The sequence below is a fragment of the Streptomyces sp. GESEQ-4 genome (assembly GCF_017948455.1).
Lineage (GTDB): Bacteria > Actinomycetota > Actinomycetes > Streptomycetales > Streptomycetaceae > Streptomyces.
On record NZ_JAFFSU010000002.1, the window covers coordinates 238323 to 258078 of the forward strand.

At 69.6% G+C, this 19756-nt stretch carries 13 protein-coding genes; 2 read left to right on the forward strand and 11 right to left on the reverse strand.

All coding sequences use genetic code 11. The annotated features are described in order from the left end of the window. Positions 1–142: 142 nt before the first annotated feature. The 8 genes from KCH48_RS06495 to KCH48_RS06530 form a co-directional block, all read right to left on the reverse strand. Positions 143–3433: a S8 family serine peptidase gene (locus tag KCH48_RS06495; RefSeq protein WP_210571168.1), complete on the reverse strand. Its 3291-nt coding sequence runs from the start codon at positions 3431–3433 to the stop codon at positions 143–145. Between the two features lie 158 nt (positions 3434–3591). Next, entirely contained in the window at positions 3592–4008 is a 417-nt protein-coding gene (locus KCH48_RS06500; protein ID WP_246884910.1) for a hypothetical protein, read from the reverse strand. 118 nt (positions 4009–4126) lie between these two features. Continuing rightward, positions 4127–4651 carry a gluconokinase gene (locus tag KCH48_RS06505; RefSeq protein ID WP_210571486.1) on the reverse strand — a complete coding sequence of 175 codons (525 nt, stop codon included), beginning with the start codon at positions 4649–4651 and terminating at the stop codon, positions 4127–4129. Then, positions 4651–6021: a glucose-6-phosphate dehydrogenase gene (locus KCH48_RS06510; protein WP_210571169.1), complete on the reverse strand. Its 1371-nt coding sequence runs from the start codon at positions 6019–6021 to the stop codon at positions 4651–4653. Before KCH48_RS06510 ends, KCH48_RS06505 begins: the two co-directional genes overlap by 1 nt. Further along, entirely contained in the window at positions 6018–7901 is a 1884-nt protein-coding gene (locus KCH48_RS06515; RefSeq protein ID WP_246884973.1) for a glycoside hydrolase family 15 protein, read from the reverse strand. The genes KCH48_RS06510 and KCH48_RS06515 overlap by 4 nt, the downstream gene beginning before the upstream one ends. A gap of 106 nt (positions 7902–8007) precedes the next feature. Further along, positions 8008–8817 carry a universal stress protein gene (locus KCH48_RS06520; protein WP_210571171.1) on the reverse strand — a complete coding sequence of 270 codons (810 nt, stop codon included), beginning with the start codon at positions 8815–8817 and terminating at the stop codon, positions 8008–8010. 32 nt (positions 8818–8849) lie between these two features. After that, positions 8850–9476, reverse strand: a complete 627-nt coding sequence (locus tag KCH48_RS06525; RefSeq protein WP_210571172.1) for a hypothetical protein — start codon at positions 9474–9476, stop codon at positions 8850–8852. A 294-nt stretch (positions 9477–9770) separates the two neighbouring features. After that, a complete protein-coding gene (locus KCH48_RS06530) occupies positions 9771–11240 on the reverse strand; it encodes a non-reducing end alpha-L-arabinofuranosidase family hydrolase (protein WP_210571173.1) in 1470 nt (489 codons plus the stop codon). Between the two features lie 618 nt (positions 11241–11858). Between KCH48_RS06530 and KCH48_RS06535 the strand changes: the two genes are divergently transcribed. Next, a complete protein-coding gene (locus tag KCH48_RS06535; protein ID WP_210571174.1) occupies positions 11859–13289 on the forward strand; it encodes an endo-1,4-beta-xylanase in 1431 nt (476 codons plus the stop codon). 100 nt (positions 13290–13389) lie between these two features. After that, positions 13390–14694 (forward strand): RICIN domain-containing protein, encoded by a 1305-nt coding sequence (locus KCH48_RS06540; RefSeq protein ID WP_210571487.1) that lies wholly within the window; start codon positions 13390–13392, stop codon positions 14692–14694. Between the two features lie 97 nt (positions 14695–14791). Here the strand turns inward: KCH48_RS06540 and KCH48_RS06545 are convergent, their stop codons facing one another. The 3 genes from KCH48_RS06545 to KCH48_RS06555 are packed head-to-tail and all read right to left on the reverse strand — an operon-like array spanning position 14792 to position 19756. Then, positions 14792–17893 carry an alpha-N-acetylglucosaminidase TIM-barrel domain-containing protein gene (locus KCH48_RS06545; protein WP_210571175.1) on the reverse strand — a complete coding sequence of 1034 codons (3102 nt, stop codon included), beginning with the start codon at positions 17891–17893 and terminating at the stop codon, positions 14792–14794. A gap of 25 nt (positions 17894–17918) precedes the next feature. Then, positions 17919–18815, reverse strand: coding sequence for a beta-glucosidase (locus KCH48_RS06550; RefSeq protein ID WP_210571176.1), 897 nt, complete (start codon positions 18813–18815; stop codon positions 17919–17921). Next, positions 18812–19756, reverse strand: a complete 945-nt coding sequence (locus tag KCH48_RS06555) for a hypothetical protein (protein WP_210571177.1) — start codon at positions 19754–19756, stop codon at positions 18812–18814. The genes KCH48_RS06550 and KCH48_RS06555 overlap by 4 nt, the downstream gene beginning before the upstream one ends.

Sequence of the window (19756 nt, forward strand, 5' to 3'; positions counted from 1 at the left end):
GCTGCTTCCAGCCTAGATCGGCCCCCGCTCCACGGCGCTCCGACCGGTGCGTTCGGGGTGCCAGGTGCCTCAAAGGTGCGCTCCGGCCTGGTCCCCGCAGGTGCGGGGACCAGGCCGGAGCGGGCACCCTTCCGGGGTCACCTCACGGAGTGAGCCGGTAAGCGTTCGTGATCGTCTCCCGTACGGTGTTGCCGCCCGTGTCCTTCAGGTCCACCCGGAAGGACACGGCCTTGGCGATCGCCGGGTGCTTCACGCTCACCGAGCGCGCGCCCCGCGCGTCGGTCGTCACGGTGAGCGGCTTCCAGGACCTGCCGCCGTCGTAGGAGACCCTCACGGTCAGTGCGGCGACCCGCCCGGCCGCGGCGGCCGCGCCGCTCAGCTTCAGCGGCACCTTGAGCGTGCTGCCCGCCGGAGCCGTCCCGCTCAGGCTCAGCTTCGGCGCGAGCCGCACCGTCGACAGCGGCAGCTTGACCGTGTCGTCCGACGTCGGCCGGGCCGAGGTGAACGTCCACACCCCTGCCACCTTCGTACTGGTGGAGGTGTCAGCGGCGGAGCGGGCCGCCTCGACCGTCAGGCGGTACACGCCGGAGGCGGCGGGAACTTCGGCGCTCAGCCATTCCGTGGCCGGGCCCTCGGCGAGGATCCGCCCGCCGGATTCCAGCCGGGCGAAGCCGCGGGTGACGATCGAGGACCCAGGGTTACCGTTGCCGTCGTTGAACAGCGGGATTTTGGCGTCGATGTAGTCGCCGGTCCGATTCGCACCTCGCTCATCGGGACCGCCCGCCGCGAGATCGGGGCCGACCACACCGGTGTTGAACCTCAGCGCCTGGCTGGAGCCCGGCTTGTATGTCACCTCCTTCTTCGTGTACTGCATGCGCACCTCGCTGCGGGCGTCGAGCTGTGCGGCCGTCCAGGACCAGCGAACCCCGGTCGTACTGAGGTAGTGCGTGGTGGTCCGCGGCAGCTTCTGCTCCTCCGGGTCCGGAATGCCGACGCCGCTCCCGAGGTCGTCCAGCGGAGTGATGTGGACCAGGCCCTTCGCCCCGGTGACGGAGGCGCCGAAGCCGAGCTTCACCTCGGCGACCTCGGCCCGGGTGATGGTGCGGTTCAGGCCGGTGAAGAAGCTCCCCTTGCGGTTGAAGGCGAGCCGGTAGTCGACGTTCGTGCCGGGCTTCTTCCATACGCCGTTGAACTGGGCCCGCATCGTGTCGGACGCCGGACCGAGGGCGGCGGTGCGGATCGGCGGCACCCCGTTGGTGGACCAGGAGTTGAACGCTCCGACAGACAAGTCGTAGTAGCCGACAGTGGAAGTGACGAGTTTCGCGGCCGGATCCGGGGCCTTCACGGCGAGCGGCTTGGCCTTGCGGGAGTCGAGCGTGACCGTGACGTTCTTGTTCACTTCCAGAACCGGCTGGACGAAGAAGCCCAGCTCGTTGTCGCGGGCGAAGACCAGGCTCTCCAGCTGGTACGACCCCTTGGGCAGCCGCTGGACCACCGTGCCGTTCGCGCTGTACGGGAGCTCCATGGGGCTGCCGAGTCCGTCACCCGGGGTGATCATCGTCGTGTAGGTGGCCGGGTTCGCCCCGTCGGCGTCGATGTGCCGCACCGTGACGTCGTATGACTCCACCTCCCGTTCGACCACGAGACCGGTACGTACCTGCTGGCCGCCTCCCGACGCCAGCACCGTGCCGCCGAAGACCCCGTCGACGGTGCCCTTGCGCGTGTCGGCGGTGACGGTGGTCTTCGCGGTGCCGCCGGCCGGAACGGTGAGCTGGGCGTCCTTGACGGTGAACATGCCGGCCGGGGCGGGCCTGCCCGACGGGTCGGCCCCGGAGGCACTCAGCCGCAGGGTGACGGGCCGGGTGCCGTGGTTGCGGTAGGTGAGGGTCTTGGCAGCCGGCCTGTCGTCGGCGTGCGGCCAGGCGTGCGTGCCGAAGCCGAGGGAGCCGGGCTCGGAGACGACCACGGCAGTGGCGGCTCGCGCCAGGTCCACCCGGCCGGCGCCCTGCTGATGGGCGTTCAGCAGCGGGTTGGGCTTGGCCGAACCGGTCAGCAGCGCTTTCAGCCGGGCTCCGCTCCAGTCCGGGTGCTGCTGGAGCACCAGGGCGGCGGCGCCCGCGACGTGTGGGGAGGCCATCGACGTGCCGCCGTGTTCCACGTAGCCGTCACCTGGGGGCTCTTCGCCCTGCGTGGTCAGAGCGGCGGTGATGTCCACGCCGGGTCCGGTGATGTCCGGCTTGGGCGTGCCGTCGAGGTTGGGGCCGCGGCTGGAGAAGGCGGCGATCTGGTCCTGCTTGTCCACGGCGCCCACGGTGAGCGCCGCGGGGGCGCTGCCGGGCGACCAGATGCTCCGGGGACCGTCGCCCGAGTTGCCCGCGGCCACCACGAACAGGGCCTTGCCGGAGAGGCGGGCGACGGCCGCCTCCATCGGGTCGACCTCCGGGGAGTCGAGGGCGCCCAGACTCATGTTGACGACCCGCGCGCCCTGGTCGACGGCCCACTGCATGCCGGCGACGATGCCCGAGGTGGATCCGAAGTTGTCGTCGCCCAGGACCTTGCCGTCCAGCACCGTCACGCCGGGCGCCACGCCCTTGAAGCGGCCGCCGGACTTCGCACCGCTTCCGGCGAGGATGGAGGCCACGTGCGTTCCGTGCCCGAAGCGGTCCTTGACCACGGGGGACTCGCTGAAGTTCTTCTGCGCCACCTCGACGCCCGCGAGGTCCGGGTGGGTCTCGTCCACGCCCGAGTCCAGGACCGCCACCTTGATGCCCTTGCCGCTGTAGCCCGACTCCCACATGGCGGCCGTACCGATCTGCGGCACGCTCTCGGCCAGGGTGCCCCGGACCTTCGCGTCCAGCCAGACATGGGCGACGGGCCGTGCGAGGGCGGCCGTACCTCCTGACGTACGGGCAAAAGCGCGGCCTGTGACGGCCGCCCACAGCGCGGGCGCACCGGACTTGGGCGCCTCGAAGGCCTCCCCGTCGACCGCGGGCAGCGCACGGCGCTCCCGGACGGCCACGCCCGCGAACGGGTCGCCGCCGGCGGTCAAGTCCCTTGTCCCGGCGCCGTCTTGCTTGTAGCCGACGATCAGCGGCAGTGTGGTGCGGTGCGCGTCGTCGTACCTGCCCCGGACCAACTGCGCGACGTCGAAGAGCCGACGGTCGAGCACGCCGTCGGCGACCAGGCGCAGGGCGTCCTGCGGGACGACGTACGTGTGGCCGGCCTCGCGCCGCACCGAGAAGCCGAGCTCCTCGCGGCCCTTGCCGCGCACCAGCCGAACGACCTGGCCGTCGGCGCCGACATCCACACGGTCACCGGTGACCAACGTGACGGTCGCCGGTGGCTTCGATCCCTCCTGTGCGGCGGAGCCGACGCCTCGCGCCGGCAGGCCGCCGGCCGATACCGCCGACGTGAGCAGCGCCCCGGCCGTCAAGACGGCAACTGCCGCCGTTCTCGCGCGTACTGTGGATCCCACTCGCGTTCCCCCGCCTTTATGTGCACGTCAATGCGTTCTCCGCTATCACGCGCGTGGGACGGGTTCGGTTCTCAGTGACGAGTGGTCAGCCGGTGACCCCGTTTCGGAGATCGGCGCTAGTCGTCCACCACCGTGGACCTGGCCAATGCCCAGAGGGCGAGGAGGTCGAGTGTCATCACGCTGATCGACCACAGGGGATAGAAGGGGATGAACATGAACTGGGTGATCAGGCTGACCGCCGCCAGTACCGCGCCGGCCCCTGTGCCCCAGGCTTTGCCGAGCAGTACTCCCAGGCCGGCGGCGACGAGCCCGATGCCGATGACGATGTGGATCCAGCCCCAGGCCGTCAGACTGAACTCGTAGGTGTAGTCGGGCGAGCTGAAGAGGGTGTCGCGGGTGACGCCGACGACGCCGAGAAGGACGCTGAGCGTCCCGCTCAACTCCAGCGCCCAGCCGGCGAAGAGGGCGAGGCCCCCGCCCAGTAGCTCTGCGCCGCGCTGGGACTTCCGAACCCCGCCGGTTGACTGTGCCATGCCACGGCCCCTTCCGCTGTATCGACGGTCTCAGCCTTCCTCCACCGCCTGCACCCGGCGACTTCAGCGGGCTGTCCGGGTGAGGGACACCGCATAGGGGCATGCCGGGGAACCCGTGTCACGAAGTCGGCAGTACGGCCGTAGCCCTGTCGACGATGGTCTCCGGGTCGGGTGTGGCGTCCAACTCGGCTCCTCGCTCGTCCGGTTCGAGGGGCTCGAGGGTGGCGAGCTGCGAGTCGAGCAGCACCTCGGGCATGAAGTGTCCCGTGCGGTGGCCGATCCGCTCCGCCAGCAGCTCGGGGCGGGCTGTCAGGTGGAGGAAGAACGCGTGAGGACAGGCCGCCCGGAGCGCGTCACGGTAGCGCCGCTTCAGCGCGGAGCAGGAGACCACGCAGCCGGTGCCGGCCGCGTCCCGTTCGCGCAGCCAGTGGCCGATGGACTCCAGCCAGGGTTGCCGGTCCGCGTCGTCGAGCGGGACACCGGCCGACATCTTCGTGATGTTGGCCGGCGGGTGCAGGTCGTCCGCCTCCGCGAAGGGGACGCCCAGCCGCTTGGCGAGTAGTCGGCCCACCGTCGACTTGCCGGTGCCGGCGACTCCCATGACCACGATGCACGCGGTGCGGGGTTCGGGACTGGGGGACATCACACGCGCTGACGTGTGGGTGGACCTTCCGAACCGGCCGGGTACTCCTCCAGCGGTACAAGGTCCCTCTCCCAGGCGGACAGTACGGGTTCGAGGACCCGCCACGCTTCCTCGGCCTCGTCGCCGCGGATGGACAGGGCGGGATCCCCCTCCAGGACGTCCAGCAGGAGCCGCCCGTAGGCAGGCAGGCCCGGTGGTTCCATGTCCGCGGTCAGCGAGAGCGGAGCCAGCTCGTCGGCATGCGCGCCGATGCCTGTCAGATCGAGGGTCAGCCCTTCCGGTTCGAGCCCGAAGCGGAGCACGTTGGGCAGGGCTTCCCCGCTGTGGCCGAAGGGCAGGTGAGGTACGGCGCGGAAGCGCACCGCCACCTCCTTGCGATCCGCCCCGAGCGCCTTGCCGCTGCGGAGCCGGAACGTGGTACCGGCCCAGCGCCAGCTGTCCAGTTCCAGTTCCACCTCGGCAAGGGTCTCGGTGCCGCGCTGTGGGCTGACGCCCTTCTCGTCGACGTAGGCGGGAATGTCGCGCTCGCCGATTCTGCCGGGCAGATAGCGTGCGCGCCGCGTGCGGTGCACGACGTCGTGCTCGGTCAGCGGTCGCACGGATCGCAGTACGTCGACCTTGCGGTCCCGCAGGTCCCGCTCGCCGAGGGTGACGGGCGGCTCCATGGCCACGAGGCAGAGCAGCTGCAGGAGATGGTTCTGGATCATGTCCTTGAGCGCGCCGACGTGGTCGTAGTAGCCGGCCCTGCCTTCCAGCGTGAGAGTCTCGTCCCACACGATCTCCACTTCGGCGATGTGGGTGCTGTTCCAGATCGGCTCCAGCACGCGGTTTGCCAGGCGGCTGCCGAGTACGTTCTGGACGGTCGTCATCGCCAGGAAGTGGTCGACCCGGAACACCGCCTGCTCCGGCACGAGGTCCGCGAGCAGCCGGTTGAGCTCCTGCGCGCCGGCCAGGTCTTCGCCGAACGGCTTCTCCAGCACGATCCGGCTGCCCTCCGGCAGACCTGCCTCATGCAGTGCCGTGACCACGCGGGGGAAGAGTGCCGGGGGGAGGGCGAGGTAGACCGCGACCGGGCCGTCACCTGCGATGGCCGCGGCGACATCGGCGGGGTCGGTGACGTCGCACCGCACGTAGCGGGCCGATGCCGCGATCGCTTCCCTGGCGTCGGCCGGAGTGGGTCCCCCGTGACGGTCGAGCTGGGCGGCGATCCACTCCCGGTACTGCTCGCTGCTCCAGTCCTCCCTGCTCGCGCCGGTCAACTGCAGCCGGTCGCCGAGGTGTCCGGCCACCTGGAGGGCGGCCAGCGCGGGCAGCAGGTAGCGCGCGGTGAGGTCGCCTGTCGCGCCGAATACGGTCAGCCGGTCGATCATCCTTGTGCACCTGCCTTCGCCCGGGCGAGGTTCACGCCACTGGCGATGATCCCGATGTGGCTGAACGCTTGGGGGAAGTTGCCCATGAACTCTCCTGTGACCGGGTTGATCTGCTCCGACAGCAGTCCCAGCGGGCTCGCCCGGGCGCACAACGAGGCATACAGCTCTTCGGCGTCCTGGATCCGGCCCTGGCCGATCAGGTTGTCGACCAGCCAGAAGCTGCAGAGCACGAAGGCGCCCTCGTCGCCGGCCAGACCATCGGGGGACTCCTTGTGCAGATATCGGTAGAGCAGCCCGTCACCCGCTGACAGGCGGTCGGCGATGGCGTGGGTGGTCGCCACCATCCGTGGGTGATCAGCCGGCACCACATGGCGCAGCGGGAGCGCGAGCAGGCTGGCGTCGAGAAGGCCGCCGCCGTCCAGGTGGGCGCTGAGGGTCTGCGCGTCCTCGTCCCAGGACTGCTCCAGGATGAGCCGACGCAGTTGGTCCGCCGCGGTGCGCCACTGTGCGATCCGCCCGGGCAGGCCGAGCCGCTCACCCATCTGCGCGGCCCGGTCCAGGGCCACCTGGCACAGCCCGGCCGAGTACGTGAACACCCGGCCCTCACTGCGTACTTCCCAGATGCCCTGGTCCGGCTGGCGCCAGGTCCGCTCAGCGGCGTCGGCCAGCGTGGCCAGGTTCGCCCACAGCTCGGTCTGGATCTCGCCGCCGGAGCGCAGCCACTGGTCGGCGCAGTCCAGAATCTCGCCGTAGACGTCATGCTGGCGCTGGTCGGCCGCTCCGTTGCCCCAGCGCACGGGGGCTGAGCGCTGGTAGCCCTCCAGTTCGCCGTCCTCGACCTCGTCCGGCACCAGACCACCCCGGAGGTCGTACATGATCCGGGGCTGTCCGCTGTATTCGAAGGCGTCGAGAACCCAGCCGAGGAAGGCGTCGGCCTCGCCGCGGAAGCCGATGCGGCGCAGCGCGAACACGGCGTAGGCGGCGTCGCGGATCCAGGCGTAGCGGTAGTCCCAGTTGCGGATGCCGCCGATCGGTGCGGGTAAGGAGGAGGTGGGGGCCGCGACCAGCGAGCCGTTGGCCCAGTCGTCGCACAGTTTCAGCGTGATCGCGGAGCGCCTGACCAGGGGTTCCTCGGGACCGTCGTAGGCGAAATGCTGCATCCAGCGGCGCCATGCGTCGGCGGTCGCCCGCAGCATCGCGTCGGTGTCGAGGCGGTGGTGACGATGGAAGCGGCCCCAGGACAGCACGAGATCGAGGCGCTCGCCCTGGTGCAGGTCCACGATCTCGTCCGCGCCGTACATCCGCGCCAGCTTCTGCCGGCTGGGGACCGATTCGACGCCGATGACGAGTCCGGCGCCACGGAGCCTGGCCCCGGCTGTCGCCATCAGACCGACGGGCCCCTGCGCGAGGACGGCCACGGTCCCGCCCATCGGGATGTTTCCGTGCTCCGCGCCCATGAACCCGGTGGAGATCATGTCGGCGCAGTAGACGGCCGCCGCGTCCGAGATATCGTCAGGGATTTTCGCGAGATTGGCATCTGCGTCGTTCACGTGGAAATACTCGGCAAACACTCCGTCCTTGGAATTCGCGAACTTGAAGCCCCCGAGCGGCGCACCGGACTGCGAGGGGAAGCCGTTCTGGGAAGCCAGGTCGCCCCAGTCGGGAGTGATGGCGCCGACCAGTACACGGTCGCCGGGCTGGAAGTCTCGTACCTCGCTGCCGATCGCATCTACGACACCCACTGCCTCATGTCCCAGCGTCAGGTCCTCCCTGGGGCCGATGCCGCCCTGGACGGTATGAGAGTCGGACGTACAGATGAGGGCCCGGGTCGTCCGCACGAGCGCGTCGCCGGGGCCCAGTGGCGGAACCGGTTTTTCCATGAAACCCACACGCCCGATTTCCTTCATCACGAATGCCTTCAATTTCTTCGTCCCTTCTGTCGGTGCGTCGCTCTGTTCTGGCATTGCTCGCCGCCGATACGTCTGATCACGCCTGGCCGCGGACGACCACGACGGAACTGTGCGCGTGGTGCAGCAGCGCCTGACTCACCGAGCCCAGGAGCAGACCTGCGAACCCGCCGCGGCCCCGGGCTCCGACGACCACGAGCTGGGCGTTCCTGCTTCTCTCGATCAGCACCTCCCGGGCTTCGCCACTCGCCACCTCGCGGCTGACCCTGACATCCGGGTGCTTCTCGGCGTGTCCGGCGAGCGCCTGGGCCAGCAACCGCTCCGCAGGCTCGACGCCCGTACCGGCCGGCGCGTGATCCGGGAGCCATACGTGCACGGCGGCGACCTCGGCTCCGCGCAGCGCCGCTTCGGCAAAGGCGAACTCGACCGCCGCCTCGCCCGCGGGGGAGCCGTCGACGCACAGCACGATCGGGCCGGCGTCGGCCGAATCCTCACGGGCCACCATCACCGGGCACCGGCTGTGGGCCGTCAGGGACGCCGCCGTCGATCCCAGCAGCATGCCGATGAAGCCGCCCACCCCGCGCGCACCCACGACCAGCAGCTCCGCCGCCTGCGACTCGGCCTCCAGCACCGACACCGTGTCGCCGGGCTCCATGGCCTCCGTGACCGTCACCTCCGGGGCCACGCTGCGCGCACGGTCCGCGGCCTCGCTGACCAGGCGATTGAGCGGCGTGGTGTCCAGCGGCGAGTACATGGGTCTGACCGGCCAGTTGAGGGCGTACACCACGCGCAGTTCCGCACGCCGCCGCCGGGCCTCCCTGGCGGCCGTCTCCACCGCGGCGAGACTCGAGGACGAGCCGTCCGTTCCCACCACCACCAGGTTGCCCATCACTCCTCCATGGCTCGATCCCACCCGCGACGTCAGTACCGCTGTGCCTTGGCGAGACGGGGAGTGAGTTGTGCGTCCGCGGGCTGCCGGCTGAAGGCGATGGGTTGCTGCTTCTCGCCCGGGTCGAGGTTCTCCGCGCCGACGAAGTTCGTCTCGACGACCTTTCCGGACGAATCCTCGAAGTCGATCCGCACGGCGTACGAGGCCCTGGCGTCGGTCTTGTTGGTGATCGTGACCAGCACGGCGAGCAGCCCGCTCGTCTCGTTCCTGGGCAGGCCCTTCATACCGACTTCGGACACCGCGTTGCCGCGTCCCTCGACATCCTTGAGCGCCTCCTGCGCGGCGGCACCGGCGCGGGCGGCCTCAGCCTCGACGGACGCCTCGAACTCAGAGGCGCGGACAGACGCCGAGGAGGCCGCCGCCGAGGCCGAAGCGTGAGCGGAGGCGATCGCGGAAGCCGCCTCGGAGGCCAGCGCCGACGGCGGCAATCCGGAGAAGGACGCAGGATCGGGGCTACGCGTAGTCGGCGCCGACGTGGAGCCGTTGTCCTCGTCGTCGCCGCATCCGGTGATGGCCACGGCGGACAGCGCACAGCCGAGTGCCGCCACGAGGGCTCGGTGGCCAGCCCTGCTCACGCGGCCGGGGTGGTCTCGCAGCATCCTGTCGTCCTTGCGCCTGGCCGGATGGATCCCCTTCATCGTCGGCGCCGGGCCGGCGGCGCGTCGATTCGGCGTGGGCCGTTCGTATGGCGGCAATGGCTGGAGGCCGAGCTGGGCAGGCCTCGTCCGTCATCGAGGGCAAGTCAAAAAGCACGAGCGCGGAAGAAGGCGCCTGACGGGCAGATACCCAGGTCAGGCGCCTTTCCTTGTGCTGTCACGTGATCCGGGCGGGCTCGGCCTTCAGCCGAGCCCGCCGCACCGGCTCCATACGAGAGCCGGACTTGTGGCACTCCGTCAGCGCCGTGTCAGCAGACCCGGACGGTAGGGCCATTGGCCGTAGTCGCCGCCGGAGTTGGGGTCGCGTCCCTGGTAGAGGAGCTGCAGGTTGCAGGGATCGACGGTGAAGGTCTGATCGGCGGTGGTGCGGATCAGTTCGCCGTGGCTGATGTCGTTGGTCCAGGTGGCACCACTGTTGGCCTTGCCGGCGAAGGGGTTGCTCTCGGTCGCGGCCTGGGGTGTCCATGAGCCGTTCAGACTGGTGGCCGTGAACGAGCGGAAGTAGCGGCCCTGCGAGCCGATCGCCTCGACGATCATGAGGTACCGGTTCTGGCCCTGGAGCTTGTAGACCTGCGGGGCTTCGAACAGGTTGTTCCTCGTATCGCTCATGATCGTGGTGTAGTTCGAGCCGAAACTGCTCGGGAAGTTCCCGATGGGCATGCTGGCCCGGTAGATCTTGCCGTTGTCACCGGCGAAGAACAGGTACATGTTCGAGCCGTCAGCGATGAGCGTCTGGTCGATGGGTCCTGTTCCGGAGTCGGGGAGGCTTCCGGAGAAGAGCGGCTGCTCCGCTGACCAACCATTCGGGTTGGTGGGGTCGCTCGACGTCCGGTAGGCGAACTGGGTCCGACCCCACTGGTAGGCGAGCACCCAGATGTTCTTCGGCGCGAAGTAGAAGAGCGTGGGCGCGACGGTGGAGTTCGACATCGCGTTCTGGCTGGCCGAGCCCATCTCCGGCCAGTTGGTGAACAGGCCGAAGTTCATCGAGCCCCAGCCCGATCCCTGTCCCACGCCGTGCGTCGTCGCGTAGACGAGGTGCCTGCCGTTGTAGGGGACGACGGTGAAGTCCTTGAGCGAGGCCCACCCGGACCTGGGCTGCGCCAGCGCGCCCGTCGATGACCAGCGGTATGTCGACGGGAGGTCACACTGGCCGGGGGTATCGCTGCCGACCTTGACGAGCTGCCACTGCTGGTTGGTGCCACCCCAGTCGTCGTACTGGACGATGTTGCCGCCGTCGGCGGTGGAGCCGCCTTGCACTTCGAGGGCCTTGTTGCTGTGGCGCGCGATGAGCCGCACATAGCCGTCCGCGCTGTCGGCCAGCCGGAACTGCTGGTTGGTGCCGTTCAGGTCGGCCCACTGGACGACCGAGCCGCCGTTGGCGGTCGAGAAGTTGTGGACGTCCAGCACCTTGCCGGAATGGCGGGACTTGATGCGGTAGTAACCGCCGCCGGCGTCGACGAACTGCCACTGCTGCTGGTTCTGATCGTTCCTGGACCATTGGGTGATGCGGGCGCCGTCACTGGTCGCCATGTTGTAGACGTCCAGGGCCTTGCCGCTGTTGCGGTTGACGAGCACATATGAGGCGTTGGGGTCGACGGTCGCCGCGCTGGCGGGCTGGGCGCCGAGGAAGGTGGCCACGAGCAGCAGGGGTGCGAGGACGGCGAGTAAGCGTCTTAGGCGGACAGGGGACGGGTGGCGAAGCCACATCAGAGGGCCTCCTTTGGGGGCGGGGTGAAGTGACCCCGATGAGCCGCGGAGTGGATGTCTCGGAGTGCAGAGCTATCTCGAATGTTTCGAAGAAATTCCCGGATGCTGTGACGCCACAAGCTAGGAATGCGAGGCTCTCCGGTCAAGGCCTGACGCCGATCTGTCCACAAACAGCGCCTCCCCCTTTGGACTGGACAAGGCGTCGCTTCGACCGGAATCGCCCGGCTCGGTCAGAAAGTTTCGGGCAAGGAACCGAAACTTCTTGTGCGGGGAGTATTGACGAGTCATCGTCAACGCCTCAATCATCCCATCATCCCCGCCTGGGGAAGCGGCCATAGTTCGATATATCGAACCGCGTTGGCCTTGAGCAATTTGAGCCGCACGGCAGATCCGCGTACAGCCGCACAACAGATCCGCGCACCAAAGCACCCGCGCCACCCGTTTTCGTTCCGGTGAGGCGACGCCGCGTGGCGGTCTCCCGGCTGAGCCGCGATGGAGGTACCCCCATGCCTGTGTCGAAACACCGCGGTGTCCGGTGACTCCGTGCTGACTCATTCCCCCGCGCTTCAGTCCTTCGCGCTTCAGTCCTTCCGCGTGTTTCTACCTTGGAGGAAAGCCATGGGCTCGTATGCCCTCCCCAGACCCCCCGTCCGCCGGAAGATCCGCGGCCTGCTGCTGGCGCTGCTCGTCGGCTCCCTCGGAACGGCCGGCGCGCTGGCGGCGCCTCAGCCCGCACAGGCCGCCGAGACCACGCTCGGCGCCGCGGCGAAGCAGAGCGGCCGCTACTTCGGCACCGCCATCGCCTCGGGCAGGCTGGGCGACTCGACGTACACGTCGATCGCCAACCGCGAGTTCAACTCGGTGACGGCCGAGAACGAGATGAAGATCGACGCCACCGAGCCCCAGCGGGGCCAGTTCAACTTCACCGCAGGTGACCGCGTCTACAACTGGGCGGTGCAGAACGGCAAGCAGGTGCGCGGCCACACCCTGGCCTGGCACTCCCAGCAGCCCGGCTGGATGCAGAGCCTCAGCGGCAGCAACCTGCGCCAGGCGATGATCGGCCACATCAACGGCGTGATGGCCCACTACAAGGGCAAGATCGCCCAGTGGGACGTCGTGAACGAGGCCTTCGCCGACGGCAGTTCGGGAGCCCGGCGCGACTCCAACCTGCAGCGCACCGGCAACGACTGGATCGAGGTCGCCTTCCGCACCGCGCGCGCCGCCGACCCGGCCGCCAAGCTCTGCTACAACGACTACAACGTCGAGAACTGGACCTGGGCCAAGACCCAGGCCATGTACAACATGGTCCGCGACTTCAAACAGCGCGGCGTCCCGATCGACTGCGTCGGCTTCCAGGCCCACTTCAACAACGACAGCCCGTACAACAGCAACTTCCGCACCACCCTGCAGAGCTTCGCCGCCCTTGGCGTCGACGTGGCCATCACCGAGCTCGACATCCAGGGCGCCTCGGCCAACACCTACGCCAGCGTGACCAACGACTGCCTGGCCGTCCCGCGCTGCCTCGGCATCACCGTCTGGGGTGTGCGCGACAGCGACTCCTGGCGACCGCAGCACACGCCGCTGCTGTTCAACAACGACGGCAGCAAGAAGCCCGCCTACACCGCCGTCCTCAACGCACTCAACGGCGGCACCACCACGCCTCCTGGGAATGCCGGACAGACCAAGGGCGTCGCTTCGGGCCGCTGCCTTGACGTGCCGAACTCCAGCACCACCGACGGCACCCAGGTCCAGCTCTGGGACTGCAACAACGGCACCAATCAGCAGTGGACGCACACCGCCGCAGGTGAGCTCAGGGTCTACGGCAACAAGTGCCTGGACGCCGCCGGCACCGGCAACGGCGCCAGAGTCCAGATCTACAGCTGCTGGGGCGGCGACAACCAGAAATGGCGCGTCAACTCCGACGGCTCCATCGTCGGCGTCCAGTCCGGCCTCTGCCTCGACGCCGTCGGAGGCAGTACCGCCAACGGCACCCTGATCCAGCTCTACTCCTGCACGAACGGCAGCAACCAGCGCTGGACCCGCGCCTGATGGGACCCGCCACAGACGAAAGGGTGAGTCGATGAAGACCCATGGTGCGGCTTCCGCCGCCCCTCCACGCAGACATCGCTGGTGGTCCCGGATCGCCGCCGTGCTGGCCGCGACCCTCGCGATCGGCATGCTCACCGCGGTGAATCCGGCGCCCGCCGAGGCGGCGACGGTGGACACCAACGCCTGGTACGTCCTGGTCAACCGCAACAGCGGCAAGGCGCTGGACGTCTCCGGCACGTCCACCGCCGACGGCGCGCGGGTCAGCCAGTGGACGCGCCACGACGGAGCCAACCAGCAGTGGCAGTTCGTGGACTCCGGCGGTGGCTTCTACCGCCTCAAGGCCCGGCATTCGGGCAAGGTTCTCGACGTGGCCGGCTCCTCGACCGCGGACGGTGCCGCGCTCCAGCAGTGGGCCGACCACAACGGGGCCAACCAGCAGTTCCGCCTGGCCGACTCCGAGGCGGGCCACGTAAGGCTGATCAACCGCACCAGCAGCAAGGCGGTGGAGGTGCAGGGCTCCTCCACCGCCGACGGCGGCAACGTCGTCCAGTACTCCGACTGGGGCGGCGCCAACCAGCAATGGCAGATGGTCAAGCTGTCGTCCGATGGCGGCGGCAATGGCGGATGCGGCAGCGCCCCGACTCTGACGAGCGGTACGCACACGATCCAGAGCGGCGGCAAGAGCCGCAGCTTCATCCTCAGGGTTCCCGCCAACTACGACAACAGCCGCCCCTACCGGCTGATCTTCGCGTTCCACTGGCGGGGCGGAACCGCCGGCGACGTCGCCTCCGGCGGCACGAGCGGGGCCGCCTGGTCCTACTACGGCCAGCAGGAACAGTCGAACAACAGCGCAATCCTCGTCGCCCCCCAGGGCCTCGGCAACGGATGGGGCAATTCGGGCGGTGAGGACGTCACGTTCGTCGACGACATGATCCGGCGCATCGAGGCCGGACTCTGTGTCAACCCGGCACAGCGTTTCGCCACCGGATTCAGCTGGGGCGGCGGCATGAGCTACGCACTCGCATGCAGCCGCGCGAACGTCTTCAAGGCCGTCGCGGTCATCGCCGGCGCCCAGATCAGCGGATGCAGCGGCGGCACCCAGCCCATCGCCTACTTCGGAATCCACGGCATCAGCGACAACGTCCTCAACATCGGGCAAGGACGGTCCCTGCGCGACAAGTTCGTCGCCAACAACGGCTGCGCTGCCCAAAGCCCGCGCGAGCCCGCGCCGGGCAGCCGAACACACATCACCACCACCTACTCGGGCTGCCGTGCCGGATACCCGGTCCAGTGGGCCGCGTTCGACGGAGGCCACGGGCCCGGTCCGGTCGACGGCTCCGGCGGCGAAAACGGCGCCACCACCTGGACCAAGGCAGAGATCTGGAGGTTCTTCGCACAGTTCTAGTGACACACCCGCACCAAGGAGTGGAGCCAGGATCATCCTGGCTCCACTCCGGCTACGTCCGGCAATGGTCCGGATCTTGATCCGTGAGCGGGACCGATCACGCCACCGTGAATCCGTCGAACGTGGCGATGCCCCGTGCGCCGTTCCAGCCGTTGGCCGCGGTCATGAAGACCCCGACGTCCTGTGCGGCCGCCGCACCTCCCGGCGTGGCCGTGCCCACCGTTGTCCAGGTGACACCGTCCGCGCTGGCTTCCCCGATGTACGAGGCGCCGGACCTGGTCAGCCGCAGCCGCACCGGCGCGGTGAAGGAGCCCGACAGCGCGATCGAGTCGAAACGGCCGTCACCGTCGGCGTCCCAGCTCAGCGCGCAGCCGTTGGACGGTGTGACCGCCAGGTTCACATAGCCCGCGCCGGCCTGAGTGCCCAGGTCGTTGCGGACGACGAGGCCCGCCCGTGCCCAGCCCCCGGTCGCGTCCTGGGACGTGACCATGACCTCGGCCACGGTTCCGTCACCGTACGCGCCCGCCCGGTACACCGCCCCGAACTCGTTGGTGGCGCCCCACAGATCGGCCCCGGCGCCCTCGACGGCGATCTCGTCGCCTGCCTGGCCGAACACGGCGTCGTTGTAGGAGACAGTGCGGTACGGGTCGCCGACCCCGGCCGCGGCCACCAGCCGTACCGGCGCGACCGCCTTCCCGCCACCCGCGTACGCCGCCGCCGTGACGACCCGGCCGACCAGTTCCGTCGGCTCACCCGCAAGAGAGACCTCGAAGCGAGCGGCGAACGTCTCGCCGGACGCCACCGATGCCGCGCGCACCGGATCGAGCGGCTTCACCGCCATGCCCTCGGGGGCGGGGAGGGAGAGGGTCACGCCGCGTGCCGCCGCGAACCCGTTCCTGTTGGTGAAGGTGACTGTCACCGTTGCGGGCGTGTCCTCGGCCACCGCTCCCCGGTCGGCCCCTGCGGTGAGGGCCGCCTGATGGGGAGTGGTGGCGAGCAGGTCGCGCACGCGGCGGGCCAGGGCGTACGGGGAGCCATGGGGCTCGGTCGGGTGCGTCTCGTGCGCGTGCGCCCAGCGGTCCTCCAGGGCGAACCAGTCGATCGTCGCCGGGTCCTTGCCCGTGGCGAGTCCCTTGGTGAGCGCGTCGAAGTACGTCTTCCAGCGGGTGCGATACAGGCCGCCGACCAGCCCGGACCACTCCCGGTTCGCGTAGTCGTGCAGGCCCTCGTCGCTGCTGGCGCGTCCGCCCCAGGTGGTGAGGAGGGAGCGGGCGTCGTATTCCAGGCGGTCCTTCTCGGCTCGGTCGGCGCCCCAGGAACGTGCGTCGGCGAGCCACCGTCCGAGCAGGTGCGGGCCGGAGGCCGCCAGCAGGTCGTCGAGGAGGTCCATCCAGTGCAGCCAGGTCCCGGTCAACCTGCCGAACAGGGCCTTGTCCCCGGCCTCGTACGCGGCCTTGATCTGCGGCAGCAGGACACGGCTGCGGTTGGACAGGACCTGCCGGGCCACGTCGACGACGTCGTACCGGTAGGCCGAGCTGTCCCTCAACTCCGCGCTTACGGCAAGGAGTTCGGTGAGTGCGGTGTCGAAGGCGGTGGTGTCGTAGCGGTCCTTCTCCGGGCCCCAGGCGGCGGCCTTGTTCGCCGTCAGGCTCGGACGGGCGCCGAACAGGCCGTCGGGTGCCTCGCTCCAGGAGTCCGCGCGGGACATGTTGTACGCGGTGTCGCGGATCGTCTGCCAGGCCGCGGCGGCGTGCCGGTCGGGGCCGCCGTAGCGGGAGAGGGCGTAGGCGGCGAACCAGTCGTCCAGGTCGATGACGCCGGGTGTCCAGGCCAGGTCGGTGAGGAGCGCGAGGGCGGGCGCGTTGTTGTCGGCGGCCTCCGGCATCGCCGCGATCCCGGCGAGCGAACTGCCCTCCTTGTCGCGCCACTTGGGGTACTGCTCCACCCAGTCCGGGGCGTTGGCGCCCATCGGGGTGTGGCCGCCGAAGTTCCAGATGCTGCCGAAAGCGTACGGGGTGCCGTCCCAGTCGCTTTCGCGGTCGGTGACGGTGGTGTAGCGGTCGGACAGGCCGTCGACGATCAGCATCCGGGACTTGTCGACCCCGTCGAGCAGCGCCTTGGACGGGTTGGACTGCCAGCCCAGGATGGCCCAGATCGCGCCCGGGTGAGCTTTCTGGAGCGCCCCTTCGACGGCTGCCGCGGCTTCGTCCACCGGAACGTCACCAGGGTTGCCGCCTTCGTGCAGCAGGTCCATCTTGTACATCGTGCTGTCGCCGAACCGCTCCGACTGGGCCCGGTAGAAGGCGGCGGACACCTCGTCGAAGGCCGTCGTGCGCGGGTCGAGCCAGTCGGGTCGCTTGAAGGCGCCCCAGGAGCCCTGGGGGACCACGGCCGCGTCCCCGCCGTGTTTGGCGACGAAGTCGTCCGGCACGGTGCCGAAGTAGCCGGGCAGGACCGGGGTCATGCCCAGTTCCCGCACCCGGTCGGCGATCTTCCGCGCGAGGTCGGCCCGGCGCTCGATGAGCCGCCGGGACACCGGGCCGCCGAACCCCGACATGTTCTGCAGCAGCCACCACGGCTGATGGGCCGGTGCCGGAATCCACGCCCGCATCTCGGCGTCCGAGTAGCCGAACTGCCGGAAGGTGTCGTAGTAGACGGCGTCGCCGCCGGTGTAGACCAGCACTCTGTTGATGCCGTGCAGCGCGAGCACGTCCAGCTCGCGCTCCCACGCGTCCCAGTCCCGGTAGGGGCCGGTGTAGCCGTCGTTGGTGTCGTTGAGGGCGAACCGGTGCGGCACGTTCGCCGATCCGGCGATCTCCCCGTCGGGGGCGGGCAGCAGCCTGGGGAGGTTCAGCTGTTCGCCGTTCCAGGAGATGTCGGCCTTCGCCGCCCGCGCGAGATAGGTGTTGAGGCCGGTGAGCAGCACCGCCGGGCTGGTGCCCTCCACGGTGATCGCCCCGGCCCGGCCGGTGACCTTGAACCGGTCGGCGCTGCCGCCGTCCAGCGAACGCAGCGTCACCTGCCGGTGGTGGTCGGGCAGCAGCCGTCGCACCGCGACCGATGCGGGGGTCGTGTCGAACGGCTGCGCGGCCGCCGGTGCGGCATGGGCACCTGGCGGCGGCGTCAGCAGCACCACTGAGCCGAACGCGGCCGCTCCGGTCAGCAGGAGTCTGCGGCTGAGGTGTTGGTTGCCTGTCATGAACGTCCTTTCACAACTTCTCGGTTCAGACGACGGTCATCGCGAAGATGTGCAGAGCGGGGCCACCGCTCGGCAGGCCGTCGCTGACCTTCGGCAGCACGACGGAGTGCAGTTCCTTGTTCTCCAGGTCGACGCCGAAGGTGTAGAGGCTGACCGGGTTGTTGTCCTGGCCCGAGGGGGTGTTGCGGTACGGCAGGACCACCGCGGCCGCGGGGGTCGCCCAGTACCAGTCGGGGACCTCGACGGAGAAGGCCTGCTCCGTGCCGTCCGTGTACACGACCTTCCCGGACCCCTTGCCGTCGCCCCAGGTGCAGGTGCCGAGGAAGGCCAGCCGTGAGCCGGTGCCGGACAGCCGTACGGTCTGCCCGGAGGACACCACGTTGTCCTTGGCCCCGGGCTCCGTGTCCGGCCAGGTGAAGGTCGTTCCGCCGTAGGTGACCGAGGCCCCGGGAGTCAGTCCGACCGATGCCAGCGCCTGGGCGGACAGGCTGGATCGCGAGCCGTCGATGTCGGCGGTGGTGGTGGCGTCGTCGGAGGAGATGCCGGCGTTGTCGAAGGCGCTGGCCAGCGACCGGTACGGCAGTTTCAGCGACGAGGTCGCGCGGGTGCAGTCGGAGCCGTGCCGGTGGACGTCGAAGAGCGCGTGCGCGATGCAGGGGACCACACCCTCGGCGTCGTCGGGGAGCCGGGTCTTCCAGGTACGGGTCACCACCTTGCCGGGCGCCACCTTGCCGAGGACGAAAGGCGCCTGGCCGGAACCGTCCACGGAGAGATACAGCACGGTGCCGCGCAGCGTGATCCTTGTGGTGTTGGTGAGCTCGGCCGTCAGTGTCACCGCTTGACCGGGCTCGGGGGCGGGCGGCTCGAGGGTGATCGAGATGGGCGGGGTGAGGAAGTCCTCCTCGGAGCGGTAGGGACTCATGCTTCCTCCACCGTGAAGTGGTCGAAGACCGCCTGGACGGTCGTGCCGGGGTAGTTGAGGTTGACGGCGCTGGCGACGACGCCGGCGTCCATGGCGCCACTCGCCGAGGGCACCGTCACGCTCGCGACCTCGGTCCAGGAAAGGCCGCTGTTGGTGCTGGAGTACGCGGTGCAGGAGGTGCCGTCGCGGACCAGGCGCAGCCAGGCGGGGTGGGTGGAGCCGCCACCGCCGGCCCAGGTGTCGAGCCGTCCGTCGCCGTCGCTGTCGGTCATGAACTCCAGGCCGAACGACTTCGACATGGTGAGTACGGCGTAGCCGCCCTTCTCCGGCGCGGTCAGGTCGTTGGCGAGGGCGATGCCGTACTTGGCGGAGGGGTTGTCGCTGCCGGTGAGGCTGACCGTCTTGACCTGCACCACGCTCGACTCGGCGGCGGAGCCGGGACGGAGGATGCCCCCCTTCTCGTCGGTGCCGCCGGAGAAGTCGCGGCCCCCCGCCCAGATCACCAACTGGCTGCCGTACTGGCCGAACTTGGCGTCGTCGGTGGTGGCGAACGTCCGGTACGGGTCCCGCACTCCGTTGGGCTCGTAGGGAACCGTGACCGTCTTCGCGGACCGCGCGCAGTCGCTGCTGCGGCCCTCGACGTCGAAGACCACGTGCGCGGTGAACGACACGTTCCCGGCCACGTCGGCCGGCATCGCCGTCTCCCAGCGCCGGGTTGTCTTGGCGCCGCGCCGCAGGTCGCCCAGCGGGATGGTCTTCGCCGCCGTGGTGGCGCCGGGGTCGATCAGGTGGAGCACGGCGTTGCGGAGCGGGAAGGGGCAGTCGTTGGTGAGGACCGCGGTGGCGGTGACCGTGTCACCGCCGGCCGGCTCGGCGGGTTCCGTGGTGACGGTGAGCGTGGGCCCCAGGGTGTCGAACTGGGTACCGTTACTGATTCCCAT

What these genes read in the sequence shown, in the direction of transcription:
- KCH48_RS06500 (WP_246884910.1), bottom strand. Translation starts at nt 4,008, where the DNA reads ATGGCACAGTCAACCGGCGGGGTTCGGAAGTCCCAGCGCGGCGCAGAG.
- KCH48_RS06505 (WP_210571486.1), bottom strand. Translation starts at nt 4,651, where the DNA reads ATGTCCCCCAGTCCCGAACCCCGCACCGCGTGCATCGTGGTCATGGGA.
- KCH48_RS06525 (WP_210571172.1), bottom strand. Translation starts at nt 9,476, where the DNA reads ATGCTGCGAGACCACCCCGGCCGCGTGAGCAGGGCTGGCCACCGAGCC.
- KCH48_RS06555 (WP_210571177.1), bottom strand. Translation starts at nt 19,756, where the DNA reads ATGGGAATCAGTAACGGTACCCAGTTCGACACCCTGGGGCCCACGCTC.
- KCH48_RS06530 (WP_210571173.1), bottom strand. Translation starts at nt 11,240, where the DNA reads ATGTGGCTTCGCCACCCGTCCCCTGTCCGCCTAAGACGCTTACTCGCC.
- KCH48_RS06510 (WP_210571169.1), bottom strand. Translation starts at nt 6,021, where the DNA reads ATGATCGACCGGCTGACCGTATTCGGCGCGACAGGCGACCTCACCGCG.
- KCH48_RS06535 (WP_210571174.1), top strand. Translation starts at nt 11,859, where the DNA reads ATGGGCTCGTATGCCCTCCCCAGACCCCCCGTCCGCCGGAAGATCCGC.
- KCH48_RS06550 (WP_210571176.1), bottom strand. Translation starts at nt 18,815, where the DNA reads ATGAGTCCCTACCGCTCCGAGGAGGACTTCCTCACCCCGCCCATCTCG.
- KCH48_RS06520 (WP_210571171.1), bottom strand. Translation starts at nt 8,817, where the DNA reads ATGGGCAACCTGGTGGTGGTGGGAACGGACGGCTCGTCCTCGAGTCTC.
- KCH48_RS06515 (WP_246884973.1), bottom strand. Translation starts at nt 7,901, where the DNA reads ATGGAAAAACCGGTTCCGCCACTGGGCCCCGGCGACGCGCTCGTGCGG.
- KCH48_RS06545 (WP_210571175.1), bottom strand. Translation starts at nt 17,893, where the DNA reads ATGACAGGCAACCAACACCTCAGCCGCAGACTCCTGCTGACCGGAGCG.